Genomic DNA, 12,709 nt, shown 5'->3' on the forward strand with positions numbered 1-12,709 from the left:
GTACATTTTTCTGTGATGTTCTACACTATCGCCGCCTATCTCATGTGGGGTTTCTTTCCGGCTTTCTTCCCCCTGCTGCGCCCCGCCAGCCCATTCGAAATCCTTGCTCACCGCATCGTGTGGACTGCGGTGCTCGTGACCCTCATGTTGGTGGTGACGGGCGGCTGGCGTGAGCTCAAGGCGATGAGCCTGCGCACGTGGGGCTGGATGCTGGGCTGCGGTATCACCATCACCATCAACTGGGGAACCTATGTCATCGCGGTGAACAGTGACCACGTGGCGGACGCCGCTTTGGGCTATTTCATCAACCCTCTCGTCTCAGTGGCCTTGGGCATCATGTTCCTCAAGGAGACGTTGACCAAGGCGCAGGTGGCGTCGGTCAGCATTGCGTTCGTGGCGGTTGTGTGGCTGACATTCATGACCGGCCAGGCGCCGTATTATTCACTGGCCCTGGCCTTCAGTTTCGCTATTTATGGCTTGCTCAAGAAACAGATTTCGGTCTCCTCCATGGGGTCAGTGGCCGCGGAAACCATCGTCATGCTGCCGTTTGCTCTCATCTATCTGGGCTACCTGCAGGCCCAAGGCGAATCCACCTTCACTTCTGAAGGCCCCGGACACATCGCGCTTCTGGTGACGTCCGGCCTCGTCACGGCCCTACCGCTGCTGTGCTTCGCACAAGGAGCTAAGCACCTTCGTCTTTCTACGTTGGGCATGCTGCAGTACATGACGCCCATCATGCAGATGTTGTGGGCAGTGTTCGTGACCCAGGAGCATATGCCAACCGAACGCTGGATCGGCTTCATCATCATCTGGGTGGCGGTCATCATTTACCTGGCGGATTTGGTGCGTATGGGCCGCGCTTTGCGACGTCGCGCCCGTCCCCACCCCGCCCCGGATCACACCCCGAGCTAGGAGCGGTTGCGCAGCTCTTCGCGGGCTTGCTTGGCACGCGTGCGCTTGGCAGCCTCCTCATCGGCGTTGAGCGCCCAGCGCGGCATGAGCACGGCCATGGCGATGCAGTACAGTGCTACAATGCCGAGAATGCCCAAGGTCATTCCATCGCTGCCGAGGACTGCGAGGGCGATGAAAGACAGAACCGTGATGATAGCTCCTGCCCACACCAGGATGTACGCGAAGCGGTAATTAGCAGGCCACGTAGAGGTCTTAGGAAATAGGCGCATGGTTACCTCTTAAGGTTTCGCGGTCTGGTGGACGTTGGACGGTGGGCGGACTCCGAAGGAGCCCCAGGGGGCGTCGGCAGGCGCGGCCTCCACAGTCGCCACACGGGGATCTGCGGCGAGCGCACGCAGCTCCGCACCGCTGGAATATACCACCGCAGCATCCACGGTGGTGGGGGCCTCCTCACCGATGTCGCGGGCGCGGTCTGCCACGCGGTGGAGCACAGTATCGATGACATCGGAGCGGTCCTTGCCCGCAGTAGGCTCCGGGACGACCACGGGGGCTGCCAAGCCGATAACGATGGCGTTCATGCGCTGAACAGGGCTCAGGAGGTCAGCGGTTTCCTCGGGGGTAAGTGCGTCATTAAACCCCACCAGCGCGTACGTCGGCTCGTCGGCCTGCGCCAGTGATTCCTCGGCACGCTCACGGTACTCGGCGGCGCTTTCTGCGCCATCTGGTCCCAGCTGATCGCCCTGCAGCGCGGTACTCGGTTGGGTACCGAGCACACCAAACGCAAGCACAACGGCACAGGCCGCCACGGCCAGCAGCACGAGGGCAGCGATGCGCCGCCGCCGATAGATGTGTGCGCTGGGGACTCGCCGGTTCATCATCCGCGCAGAACCTCAACCGCATGTTCCAGATCTTCTGGATACGGGGCCGTGCACTCGAACCACTTACCGGTGCCCGGGTGAGTAAAGCCCAAGGTGACCGCATGCAGCCACTGGCGGATAAGCCCCACCCGTTTGGCTAGGTTCGGATCACAGCCATACATCGGATCACCGACGCACGGGTGCCCAGTGGCAGACATGTGGACGCGAATCTGGTGCGTACGGCCGGTCTCCAAGTGGACTTCGAGGAGGCTAGCCTCGCGGAAAGCCTCGAGCAGCGTGTAGTGCGTCACCGCCGGCTTGCCATCGTCAACCACCGCGAACTTCCAGCCCGCCGACGGATGGCGCCCAATCGGGGCATCAATGGTGCCAACGATGGGATCCGGCAGACCTTGGACCACCGCGTGGTAGGTCTTTTCCACGGTGCGTTCGCGAAAGGCGGTCTTGAGCTGGGAGTAGGCACGTTCGCTGGCTGCCACAACCATGACGCCAGACGTTCCCACGTCGAGGCGGTGGACAATGCCTTTGCGTTCGGTAGGGCCGGCGTCGGCAAGCGCATAGCCCGCCGCCCGCAACCCACCAATCACGGTGGGGCCGTCCCAGCCCAACGTGGGGTGTGCGGCCACGCCCACCGGTTTGTACACACAGATGATGTCCTCATCCGAGTAGAGGACATCCATCCCCTCAACCAGCTCTTCCTTCGGAACGAGGGGCTCGTCCGGAGCGGGCATCATGACATCCACCCACCCCCCGGCAGTGAGCCTCTCGGACTTGCCTACAGCAACGCCGTCGATCTCTACGTCCCCCGCCGCGCACAGCTCCGCCACCTTTGCCCGAGACAGCCCAAGAAGCTTGGCCAAGGCCGCATCAGCGCGCATGCCTTCCAAGCCCTCGGGTACTGGCAACCTACGACTCTCACGCATCAGATTCCTGCGCCTCCTTCCGCTCGGCCCGGAGCATCCCGATAATAAAGACAACGACCCCACACGTAATCGACGCATCCGCGATGTTAAAGACGGCGAAGTTACCCACGGAGATGTAGTCCACCACGTGCCCAAACCAGAAGCCGGGCTCGCGGAAGAGCCGGTCCATGAGGTTGCCCAGGGCTCCGCCGCCAATCATGGCCAAACCCACGGCCTGCCAAGAATCATGGAGCCGAGGAGCAGCAATGGCGACGCCGATGACGAAAACCAACTGGATGGTGGTAAACAGCCACGTGGAGCCCTCGCCGCCCATAGAGAAGGCCGCGCCGGGATTGAAGAGGAGGTACAACCGGAACCAGTTGCCAATCACCGGCATCGCTTCACCCTCAGTGAGGATCGACAGCATGAGCTGCTTGACTGCTTGGTCGACGGCGGCCACGCCGAGCACCACCGCGGCCATTGTTCCGATATAACTCCTTGCTTTCACCCGTTCCATTCTAAACAGCCTGATCCGGTAATTTGGAATGCGTGTTTCGTGTGAGAGTCCTAGCAGTCCTGTCCGCCGCCACCTTGGGAGTAACCGGCGCGCTCGCTGGCTGTACCTATTCCCAGCCGGCCAAGCCTGTGGAGGAGCCCGTGGGCTTGCCCCTCGATGCCCCGCGCGTTACCGTCCTCTCCCCCGGTGATGGTGCCGGCCGTGTGCTGGCGTACCAGGATCTCGACTCCGAGCAGTCCCTGACCTACACGGTGGCCACTGGCTTCAACCAGGACTTGCGCAAGGACGGCAGCGAAGGCTCCTCACCTGAGGCCACCGACGAGGTCACTCTCCCACTGCAAGCCTCCGTGGAGGCTGCGACCGAGAACGTCGAAGGTCAGGTGCCGGCGAGCCGCAATGCTTTTGTCACCGTGGGCAAGCCGGAAGACGCACACGCTGATGTGGCGTCGGCCGAAGGTTTCCAGTTTGGCTGGCGCGGCACCGATACCGGGCAGATGAATTCACTGCGCCTAGCCGCCCCACAGGCCGCCACCGATGAGGCTCGCAGCACGGTAGAGCGCGCGATTACCAGCCTCACCTCCCTGCCTATCGTCTTCCCCGACGAGGAGATTGGCCGCGGTGCGCAGTGGACCGTGGAGTCTCGTGTCACCGGTGAATCGACCTTGCTGCAGACCACGACGTACACCTTGAACAAACTCGAGGGTGATGTCGCTACCCTCGATGTATCCGTGGAGCAGCGCCCGTCCCTGGGCGCCCTGTCCTTCGACAGCGCCGATGCCCCCGCCGAGCTTCACGGCAAGGAGCTCAAGGTCCTCGACTCATCAACCACATCCGAGGGCACCGTCACTGTTGATCTCTCCAAGCCCTTGCCCACGGCTGGCGCCGTCTCCATCACCACCCTCATCTCCTACGGCTCCGAGGGCTCGGACCTCCGCGTCATGCAGTCCAACGCAACTGAAATGAAGTTCCGTACCGACTAAGAGCACGCAGAAACACCCGCACTCCCCCGGTTCGAAGCCAGGGGGGGGGATGCGGGCGTACGTAAATGTGTGGGTAGCGAACTAGATTACTGCGCGGGGGCTTCTGCGCCGCCCTCTGCGGGCATCTCGCCTTCGGCGCCGCCACCGGCAGGCGCATCAACAACAGAGTCAGCACACATCTCCGGAACTTCCTCTGGCGGCACGATGTTGGTCACGAGGACACACGCCCAGGTCTTGGACAGCTTCCAGGAGCCGCCCTCGTTGATGAACTCGACCTGGTCGGCAGTCTGCTGCTGGCCGTCCGGGGTGTTGATATGGACTGTAGCCAGAGCGGAATCCGGCACAAGGCCCGGAATGACTGGGGCAACTACCTCGAAGGTGGCACCGGATTCAGCCTGGGACTGGGACATGACGTCGAAAAGCTCCGGCGCGGTCTCACTGCCTTGCACCAGCTGGACCTTCTCCTCCTGCGGCACGTTCGGGTCAGAGGCCTTGGTCAGGATCTCGTTGAGTTCCTCCACGGACGGCATCTCGGTGGAGACGACCTGGGATGCAGAGGTCTCGCCGGAAGGCTTGGCGGCGCTGCTGGTGTTGACCGCGTCATCGTCAGAAGACGAGCAGGCAGCCAGGGTGGTGGCGGCGCCTAGGGCCAGGGCTGCGACGCTCAGCTTGATGGATTTCACAGATACTCCTCACTAGGGGGTCGTGGTTAATCCCTTTCACTCTAGCGCTCACGAACATCACCCTGTGTTTCCCGCGCAGCGTTGCGCCTGAAGTACCCTGGTGGAATGACTTTTGCGCTCATCGCCACCGGCGGCACCATCGCCTGCACCACCGTCGAAGATGGCTCCCTCGTTCCCACCGTCAGCGGGCAACAGCTTGTAGAGTCCCTCGACGACTCACCTGCTGATGCACAGAGCTTCGACGTCATCGAGTTTCGTCAGCTCGATTCAAGTTCTATCACCCTGGCGGATCTGGATGAACTCCTCGCTTGCGTGCAGTCCCAGCTTGCTCGTGACGAGATTGAGGGCGTTCTCATCACCCACGGCACCGATTCCATGGAAGAGACCGCGCTGGCGCTATCGCTTTTTGATCTTGGTTCTGGGCCCATCGTTGTAACGGGCGCACAGCGCTCCTTCGATCATCCGCAGGGCGATGGTCCGCGTAACCTGCGCGATGCCCTCGAGCTCCTGCGCACCAAGAAATCAGGCGTGTGGGTTCAGTTTGGCGGGCGCACCATTGCCGGGCGCGGCGCACGCAAGTGGCACACATCCCACCTCAACGGTTTTGAAGAACTTCCGGTGGGCGAACCACTCCACGCACCCCTGCCCCTGGTGCCGCTCGCTCCCCACACCGTCTCCATCATCGCAGCGTATCCGGGTTCGGACGCTGCGCTTGTCGACGCCTCCCTTACCCACTCCTCCGGCCTCATCATTGAAGCCTTGGGCTCGGGCAACATGGGCGAAGAGATGGGCGCCGGCGTGGCCCGCGCCTTGGAGGCGGGGATTCCTGTTGTCATCAGCACCCGCACGCCCTATGGAAAGACCAAGCTGGCCTACGGAGGTGCCGGTGGCGGCGCCACTGTGGGCGAACTGGGCGCGGTGGCCTCAGGCGCCTTCCGCGCTGGCCAGGCCCGCATCCTACTCGCCGCGGCGCTGGCCACCGGCACGCCCGTGGCCGACATTTTCTCCCAAGCCCCGGCCACCCGGACCTACACCGCTGACTAGTCTTCCTCCGAGTCGACGCTGTCCAGGTAGTCCTCCCAGGCCAAAGAATCCACGGGGTCAGCCGGCTGCAGGTCCTTATCATCCGTAGCAAAAGACCGGGCAATCCCCGGACCTGTCGCGCTGGTTTCAAAACGTACGCTGACCACCCCATGCCCCGTGCCTTGAATCCAGCCATGCCCGAAATCGGGATGGTACACATCCTGAGTAGCGTGCCAGCGGCGCGCCGGGTCCGTCCCCGCTGTTCCCAGCTCTCCCGACTCCGGCCCCAATCCTGTCCCAGACTCGGGCTCACCGGGAGCATGATCGCTCACGCCGGTTTCATAATCCGTATCTGGGGCTGACCGAACGACCTCGCGGTCCAACTCAGGGAAGAGCACATCTTGACGGGCGGTTTCCAGTCCCGAATAGCTCACGCCCACGAGTCGAATGGGCCCTAGCTCGTCAGGGTAGCGTGCCAAGCTCAACGCCTTGGCTTTGAGAATGTCAAGATCATCGGTGGCATACGGCAAGGTGGCTGAGCGCGACTCGATGTGAAAATCCGCCATCCGTAACTTCACCGTCACTGTGCGTGCGCCGCGGCCATCCTTGAGCAGCCTGCGGTGCGCGCCCTCCGCCGCGCGGGTCAGCGCCGCATCCACCTCTGCCACTGTGCGCAAATCCGTGGGATAGGTGAACTCAGTGGAAATCTGCTTCGCAATCGCTCGCGGCGCCACCGGCCTATCATCAATGCCCTGCGCCAGCTGCCACAACTGCACGCCCACCACGCCACCGAGGGAAATCTCCACCTCCTTGCGGCTCATCGCCGCCAGCTGCCCAATCGTGTCCACCCCAATTGCCGCGAGCTTCTGCTGCGTCACCGGTCCCGCTCCCCACAATTTCCCTACTGGCAACGGGTGAAGAAGCTCATCAAAGCGGTCGTGCGGCACAACGAAGGTGCCATCGGGCTTGGCCTCCCCGGACGCAATCTTCGCCGCCTGCTTGCCCGCCCCAGCACCGATTGAACTGGGCAGACCAGTCTCCTCACGGATGACGCGGCGAAGGTTCTCGGACCATTCACGGACGTCGGTGGGGGTGGCGTCGACAAGCGCAGCCGGCTCCAGGAAGGCCTCATCAATGGACAACTGCTCAATGAGCCCCGCATGCTCAGCAATGATGCCGAAGACCCGGCGCGAGGCCACCGAATACACCGCCCGGCGCGGCTGCACCACCACGGCCTGATAGCCAACAAGCTGCTGCGCGCGGAACATCGGCATAGCCGAGTGCGCACCGTACTTGCGGGCTTCGTACGAAGCCCCCGCCACCACGCCGCGCCCACCGGCCCCGCCCACCAGCACGGGTCGACCCTTCAGCGTGGGCCGGGTCAGTTGCTCCACGGAGGCGAAGAATGCATCCATGTCAATGTGAAGGACCCAGCGTTGCATGCGCCCCAGTCTAAACCCCGCCTCGGCGTTACCTGTCATTTCGTTTTCCTTAAGGCAACCACCACACGACGTTTCCCTTTCGTTTACTTTCGTACTCTAACTTTCCCTGATGTGACTTCTCAGCTTTCGCCGCACACCCCTGCCCCTCAGGCCCACGTGGTCGTCAACGGCATCAAGCGTGAGTTCGCGGACAACACCGGCCTCCACGCCACCGACCTCGTCATCAACTCCGGCGAGTTCATTTCCATCCTCGGCCCCTCCGGTTGCGGAAAGTCCACGCTCCTGCGCTGCATCGCGGGCCTTGAAACCCCCGATACCGGTACCATCACCTTTTCCGGCACCGAGGTCTTCGGGCCTCACACCAATGTTCCGGTCAACAAGCGCAACCTCTCCATGGTCTTCCAAGACCTCGCGCTGTGGCCACACATGACGGTGGAGAAAAACATCGAATTCCCCCTCACCACCGCTGGCAACAAGGTATCCGCTGCCGAGCGTGCCGAACGCGTGCGCACCTGCATGGACATGGTTGGCATCACCCCGAAGGCTCAAGCCCGCCCCAACCAACTCTCCGGCGGCCAGCAGCAGCGCGTGGCCATCGCCCGTGCCCTCGTGTCCAACCCACAGCTACTGCTCATGGATGAGCCGCTCTCAGCGCTCGACGCCGCCCTGCGCGTCCAAATTCGAGCTGAACTCACCGCGCTCGCCCAAGACCTCGGCCTCACGGTTATCTACGTCACCCACGACCAGTCGGAGGCACTCGCGATGTCGGACCGGGTTGTGGTGATGAAAGACGGCGTCATCGAGCAGTTCGCTGACCCTGTCACTCTCTACGACTCCCCCGCCACGTCCTTCGTTGGTGGTTTCGTGGGCACCATGAATCGCCGCGACGGGCTTCCCGACGTCCGCCCCGAAAACCTCTCCGTCCTCGGCGCGGAGGAAGACATTGGGTCTTTCCCGCACCATGTGGACGGCACTGTCCGCACCGCCCAGTACATCGGCGGACGCTACGAACTGCACTGTGACGTCGAAGGCTCCGACGAGCCGTGGGTGGCCTACAGCCGCTCCCGAATCGAGCGCGGTTCGACGGTGCGCCTCGCGTACTAACCCCATCAGATTTTCTACCTCTAAGGATTCTCCATGGTCTACAAGAAACTCTCTCTCGCCCTAGCCGCCACTGCGGCGTCCGCTCTGGCCTTGACTGGCTGCGGTTCCGTTGACTCCGCCGAGTCCACCGATGCCTCCACCGACACCACCGGTTCCGAGGCATCCTCCGCTGAAGCCTGGGAGGCTCCAGAAGGCCTGTCCGGCGACCTGGACTACTACTCTGCAAACCCGCAGGGGCTTACCGACGCCCTCGTCGAAGCCTTCGAAGAGAAGACCGACGTCACCGTCAACGTCTTCGCTGACACCACCGGCAAGATCACCGCGAAGCTCAAGGCCGAGGAAGCTAACCCGCAGGCAGACGTGGTGTACCTGGCTTCCTGGTCCGCTGCATCCAAGCAGGACAAGGCTGGCGCTCTAGAGGAGTACACCCCGGAGGGCGCAGACAAGATCACTCCAAGTTGGGTTTCCAAGAACGGCACGTTCACCGGCCGCGACGGCTCGGCATTGGCCCTGGTAACCAACACCAACGTTGTTGACTCGGTGCCGCAAGACTGGGAAGACCTCGCTGATGAAAAGTACAAGGACCAGGTCATCATGCCGGATCCGCGTGAGTCCGGTACCGCTGCTGACCTCATCGCCGCCATGGTGTCCCAGTGGGGTGAGGACAAGACTTGGGAGCTCTTTGACAAGCTCTTCGACAACGGCATGATTGTCCAGGGCGCAAATGGCCCTGCTCTCGACCAGGTCACCTCCGGCTCTCGCGGCATCGTCATGGGCGGCGTGGACTACTCCGCCTACTCCGCCAAGTCCAAGGGCGAGCCGCTGGAGGTCGTCATCCCCTCCTCCGGCACCACCGTAACCCCGCGTCCGGTCATGATTCTCAAAACCACCGACAACAAGGAGGCCGCCGAAGCCTTCGTCGACTTCCTTTTCTCTGACGAGGCCCAGGAGATTTCCGCCTCCAAGAACATGATCCCGGCCAACACTGAAATCACCCCGAAGAACGGCCCGAAGCTGGATGAGATCACGACCCTGAACGAGGATCTCGACACCGTTGTGTCCACCTCTAAGGACGTCAAGGAAAAGTTTGCCCAGCGCTACCTGAAGTAGCCCCTGCTTTCTTACCACGGAGTAACCCCATCTTATGAGCACCACGACACGCACCCCGCAGCGCATTCTCGGCATTTATGCAGTACTCATCGTCCTGCTTGTGCTCGTCGCCGCACCGCTGGTCTCGGTGCTCATCAGTGCCGTGGTGGGCTACCGCGATGAGCCGTCCTCGCTCCACAAGATTGTGGAGCCAGGCATGGGAGAGGTGTTGCTCAACACGGTCATCCTCTCCTTGCTCGTGGTGGTCTTTTCTACCTTGTTTGCCGCACCCCTCGCGTTTCTGCGCGCATGGACACCTTTTTCTAAGGCGAACTGGATAGAAATCGCCATCATGATTCCGTTTATGACCCCGCCTTTTGCCGCAGCGATGGCCTGGATGGACTTCACCCGCCGCGGTGGAGTCGCCGAAATGCTCCTCGGGCATACCCTGGGCAAGCTCGCACACGACGCCATTTACTCCGTGCCCGGCATGGCCTTCATTATGGCCTGCGAACTTTTCCCGTTCCTCTACCTCATTCTCCGCAACTGCCTGACCTCCATTCCTGCTTCTTCTCTGGAAATGGCGCAGGTGGCGGGCGCCAGCCGCTGGCAACAGTTAAGCCGTATCATCATGCCGGCGGTGGTAGGTCCCTATTCGCTTGGCGCGCTGATTGTCTTCATCAAGGCCGCCGGCGAGTTCGGCACCCCAGTTACCTTGGGTAACGCTATCGGCTTCAAAGTGCTGGTCTCTTCCATCTACCAGGATGTCACCATTGACCCGCTCAGCTTTTCCGACGCTGCGGCTTCATCGTCAGTACTTTTCGCTCTGGGAGTGGCCGCATGGGCATTTCAGCAGTGGGTCTCGCGCCGCGACCTGACCGGTGGCGGCCGGGTGTCCCGCCAGGTGTCACTGCGTGTTGGCGCAGTGGGTAAGTCCATTGGTGGTCTGGTGACCTTCCTTATCTTCGCCTGCTCGGTACTTATCCCGTACATCTCCATCACCTTGGCTGCGATGACTATCCTGCGCTCTGCACCGCCCACACCGCAGAACCTCACCTTTGACTACTTTGCCATCGTTCTCCAGATGCCGTCTGCCCAGGAGGCGCTCCTGCGCTCTATTGCCCTCGGTGCGGTCGGGGCTACGACGGCCGTCGTCCTTGGCATTGCAGTCACGCTGCTCACTCAGCACACCAAGCGCCTGAGCGCCCGTGTCGCCGACTTCCTCGCCGTGGCTCCCGATACCGTTCCCGGCATAGTTCTCGCCATTGGCTTCATTCTCCTGTGGAACGCCCCGTGGCTGCCGTGGTCTCCGTATGGCACCATGGGCATCCTCGTCTTGGCCTTCACCGTGCTCTTCTTGCCGATGGCCGTGCAGAACATCAAGACCTCCGCCAGCGCAGTCTCTCCCACTGTGTACGAAGCCGCCGCAGTTTCAGGGGCAACAGCTTCCCACACGCTGCGCAGCATCACGCTCCCACTGCTCGCTCCCGGTATCTTCGCCGGATGGTTGTTGGCGTTCTTCGTTGGTTTCCGGGAGCTTGTGATGTCGTCGCTTATCCGCCCGAGTCAGCTGAACCTCCTGGCACCGTGGATTATGAATCAGTTCGATCAAGGCCACCGCGCCGAGGCCATGGCAATGACCCTCATCGGTGTGGGCACCTCCACCGTGGTGCTCGTCCTCATCACGTGGTGGCAGGGGCGCAAAACTAGTGTCTAGCATTCTCATTTTTGCGGATCTCCACCTAGGCAAGCCCGGCGCGCCCGGCTTGCACTGGGCGCTGGACATGCTGGAGAACGCTACCGCGGACGCCTGCGTGTGCCTCGGTGACATCATCGACCGCGATGCCGACCCCGCAACCTACGTGCCCCAATCCTATGAGGTGTTGAGCCGCGCCGGCGAGCGCTTCAACGAGGTCCATTTCATTTCTGGCAACCACGATGTCCACCACGAGCTCACCTTCCCGGCGGCCGTCATGGTCCACCCAACTGAGGTGCATTCCTTCACCTGTGCTGGCGCTACCGTTGTTACGGCTGCAGTTGCTTCCGATCCGGATCCACGCATGCTCACTTTCCCGGCGCGCCAGCATCACGGCCCGCACCTCGGTCTTCTGCACTCGTCCGTGTCCGGTGAGTTTTCCAAGGGCTTGTGTCTGCCTGTTACGCCTCAAGAACTGGAGGCGTGTGGATACGATGCCTGGGTTCTGGGGCACGTCCACTCCCCTCAAGTGCTCAACGAGGAACCGTTCATCGGCTGGGTCGGCATGGGTAGCGCTGTGCTTTACGACGTCCCCACCGCCACCCTCACCCGCCTGTAGCTTCTCCACCTGCACTAACACGCTCAGGAGAGAACTAGCTCTCACTTGTCCTTCGCGTGATCGATCTCTCACCATTCGGCATTTCCACTAGACCCTAGCCCCCACATGCATGCATCATGTATGCATGCAGAAAGACAGGGTGCCCGCCGCGGAACGGGCTTATGACCACCTCAAGCGCCGCATCATTGATGACGAGGTCGACGACTCGGAGATGCTTTCTGAAGCCGCCCTCGCCGCCGAACTAGGGATGAGCCGCACTCCGGTGCGTGAAGCCTTCCTCCGCCTAGAGGTCGAAGGTTTTCTGAAGCTCTACCCCAAGCGCGGTGCGCTCGTGGTACCGATTAGTCCCCGTGAAATTCGCGAGGTCTACGAGGCCCGCCTGCTTGTCGACGAGCACTCTGCCCGCCATATCTGCACCCTCTCTGCCGAGGAACGCGGTCTTATCGCCGATGTCCTCGACGCCATCATCGAGGAGCAGCATGCCGCGCTCGATCAGGACGACTTGCGCGCATACGCCCAGCTCGACGCCAAATTCCACCAGACCATCATGGACAACGGCGGCAATCGCCTGCTGGCCAACTTGGGCCATACCCTGCGCGAGCGCCAGCAGCGTTTCACCGCGACGGCCGTGGGGCGCAGCGTGGAACGCGCCCGAGCGTTCGTAGCCCAACACACCGTGCTTGCCGACGCCCTCCGCGCCGGCCACCTCGACACCTACCTCACCGAACTAGAATCCCACCTCAACTCTTCAAGGAAGCAACTGTGACTGTCTCCGCACATTCGCACCCAGATGTCGACGCACCGGACGCCGACTCGGACCAACCTACTGCCCCTGTCCAGTCCCCCGTACCCCTACATTCGCATGCC

At 62.2% G+C, this 12,709-nt stretch carries 14 protein-coding genes; 8 read left to right on the plus strand and 6 right to left on the minus strand.

Translation table 11 applies throughout. The features are described from left to right. Positions 1-15: 15 nt before the first annotated feature. The gene (gene rarD, locus M5J09_RS00685) at positions 16-912 is read left to right on the plus strand and encodes an EamA family transporter RarD (protein WP_257156643.1); all 897 of its coding nucleotides are present in this window, start codon (positions 16-18) and stop codon (positions 910-912) included. Here rarD and M5J09_RS00690 read toward each other — a convergent pair. Genes M5J09_RS00690 through lspA form a run of 4 tightly spaced genes read right to left on the minus strand, consistent with a single transcriptional unit; the run spans position 909 to position 3,206 of the window. Then, a complete protein-coding gene (locus M5J09_RS00690; protein WP_257156644.1) occupies positions 909-1,181 on the minus strand; it encodes a permease in 273 nt (90 codons plus the stop codon). The genes rarD and M5J09_RS00690 overlap by 4 nt on opposite strands. A 9-nt stretch (positions 1,182-1,190) precedes the next feature. Then, positions 1,191-1,790 carry a hypothetical protein gene (locus M5J09_RS00695; protein ID WP_257156645.1) on the minus strand — a complete coding sequence of 200 codons (600 nt, stop codon included), beginning with the start codon at positions 1,788-1,790 and terminating at the stop codon, positions 1,191-1,193. After that, entirely contained in the window at positions 1,787-2,710 is a 924-nt protein-coding gene (locus M5J09_RS00700) for an RluA family pseudouridine synthase (protein ID WP_042531510.1), read from the minus strand. Before M5J09_RS00700 ends, M5J09_RS00695 begins: the two co-directional genes overlap by 4 nt. Further along, positions 2,703-3,206 (minus strand): signal peptidase II, encoded by a 504-nt coding sequence (lspA, locus tag M5J09_RS00705; RefSeq protein ID WP_042531512.1) that lies wholly within the window; start codon positions 3,204-3,206, stop codon positions 2,703-2,705. Before lspA ends, M5J09_RS00700 begins: the two co-directional genes overlap by 8 nt. Before the next feature lie 32 nt (positions 3,207-3,238). Between lspA and M5J09_RS00710 the strand changes: the two genes are divergently transcribed. Beyond that, positions 3,239-4,186 (plus strand): DUF6263 family protein, encoded by a 948-nt coding sequence (locus M5J09_RS00710; protein ID WP_257156646.1) that lies wholly within the window; start codon positions 3,239-3,241, stop codon positions 4,184-4,186. A gap of 86 nt (positions 4,187-4,272) precedes the next feature. On the opposite strand, the gene M5J09_RS00715 is transcribed toward M5J09_RS00710, so the two are convergent. Next, entirely contained in the window at positions 4,273-4,869 is a 597-nt protein-coding gene (locus M5J09_RS00715; protein ID WP_257156647.1) for a hypothetical protein, read from the minus strand. 105 nt (positions 4,870-4,974) lie between these two features. Between M5J09_RS00715 and M5J09_RS00720 the strand changes: the two genes are divergently transcribed. Next, positions 4,975-5,913 (plus strand): asparaginase, encoded by a 939-nt coding sequence (locus tag M5J09_RS00720; protein ID WP_257156648.1) that lies wholly within the window; start codon positions 4,975-4,977, stop codon positions 5,911-5,913. On the opposite strand, the gene M5J09_RS00725 is transcribed toward M5J09_RS00720, so the two are convergent. Then, on the minus strand, positions 5,910-7,334 hold the full coding sequence (locus M5J09_RS00725; protein WP_239178541.1) for a DNA polymerase IV: 1,425 nt from the start codon (positions 7,332-7,334) through the stop codon (positions 5,910-5,912). The two genes, M5J09_RS00720 and M5J09_RS00725, sit on opposite strands and share 4 nt — an antisense overlap. A 111-nt stretch (positions 7,335-7,445) precedes the next feature. Between M5J09_RS00725 and M5J09_RS00730 the strand changes: the two genes are divergently transcribed. The 5 genes from M5J09_RS00730 to M5J09_RS00750 all read left to right on the plus strand — a co-directional run bounded on the left by M5J09_RS00730 (position 7,446) and on the right by M5J09_RS00750 (position 12,608). After that, positions 7,446-8,438 carry an ABC transporter ATP-binding protein gene (locus M5J09_RS00730; protein ID WP_257156649.1) on the plus strand — a complete coding sequence of 331 codons (993 nt, stop codon included), beginning with the start codon at positions 7,446-7,448 and terminating at the stop codon, positions 8,436-8,438. Between the two features lie 33 nt (positions 8,439-8,471). Next, on the plus strand, positions 8,472-9,548 hold the full coding sequence (locus M5J09_RS00735) for an ABC transporter substrate-binding protein (RefSeq protein WP_042531522.1): 1,077 nt from the start codon (positions 8,472-8,474) through the stop codon (positions 9,546-9,548). Positions 9,549-9,582: 34 nt separating this feature from the next. Then, entirely contained in the window at positions 9,583-11,244 is a 1,662-nt protein-coding gene (locus tag M5J09_RS00740; RefSeq protein WP_257156650.1) for an iron ABC transporter permease, read from the plus strand. Continuing rightward, positions 11,237-11,842: a metallophosphoesterase gene (locus M5J09_RS00745; RefSeq protein WP_257156651.1), complete on the plus strand. Its 606-nt coding sequence runs from the start codon at positions 11,237-11,239 to the stop codon at positions 11,840-11,842. The genes M5J09_RS00740 and M5J09_RS00745 overlap by 8 nt, the downstream gene beginning before the upstream one ends. 124 nt (positions 11,843-11,966) lie before the next feature. Beyond that, positions 11,967-12,608: a GntR family transcriptional regulator gene (locus M5J09_RS00750; RefSeq protein ID WP_070535981.1), complete on the plus strand. Its 642-nt coding sequence runs from the start codon at positions 11,967-11,969 to the stop codon at positions 12,606-12,608. The last annotated feature ends 101 nt before the right edge of the window (positions 12,609-12,709 follow it).

The organism is Corynebacterium sp. BF-R-2, assembly GCF_024586525.1.
GTDB lineage: Bacteria > Actinomycetota > Actinomycetes > Mycobacteriales > Mycobacteriaceae > Corynebacterium > Corynebacterium singulare.

Excerpts from the sequence above, each read along its gene's own strand:
- M5J09_RS00700 (WP_042531510.1), bottom strand. The coding sequence starts at position 2,710 with ATGCGTGAGAGTCGTAGGTTGCCAGTACCCGAGGGCTTGGAAGGCATG.
- rarD (WP_257156643.1), top strand. The coding sequence starts at position 16 with ATGTTCTACACTATCGCCGCCTATCTCATGTGGGGTTTCTTTCCGGCT.
- M5J09_RS00735 (WP_042531522.1), top strand. The coding sequence starts at position 8,472 with ATGGTCTACAAGAAACTCTCTCTCGCCCTAGCCGCCACTGCGGCGTCC.
- M5J09_RS00720 (WP_257156648.1), top strand. The coding sequence starts at position 4,975 with ATGACTTTTGCGCTCATCGCCACCGGCGGCACCATCGCCTGCACCACC.
- M5J09_RS00750 (WP_070535981.1), top strand. The coding sequence starts at position 11,967 with ATGCAGAAAGACAGGGTGCCCGCCGCGGAACGGGCTTATGACCACCTC.
- lspA (WP_042531512.1), bottom strand. The coding sequence starts at position 3,206 with ATGGAACGGGTGAAAGCAAGGAGTTATATCGGAACAATGGCCGCGGTG.
- M5J09_RS00740 (WP_257156650.1), top strand. The coding sequence starts at position 9,583 with ATGAGCACCACGACACGCACCCCGCAGCGCATTCTCGGCATTTATGCA.
- M5J09_RS00690 (WP_257156644.1), bottom strand. The coding sequence starts at position 1,181 with ATGCGCCTATTTCCTAAGACCTCTACGTGGCCTGCTAATTACCGCTTC.
- M5J09_RS00695 (WP_257156645.1), bottom strand. The coding sequence starts at position 1,790 with ATGATGAACCGGCGAGTCCCCAGCGCACACATCTATCGGCGGCGGCGC.
- M5J09_RS00725 (WP_239178541.1), bottom strand. The coding sequence starts at position 7,334 with ATGCAACGCTGGGTCCTTCACATTGACATGGATGCATTCTTCGCCTCC.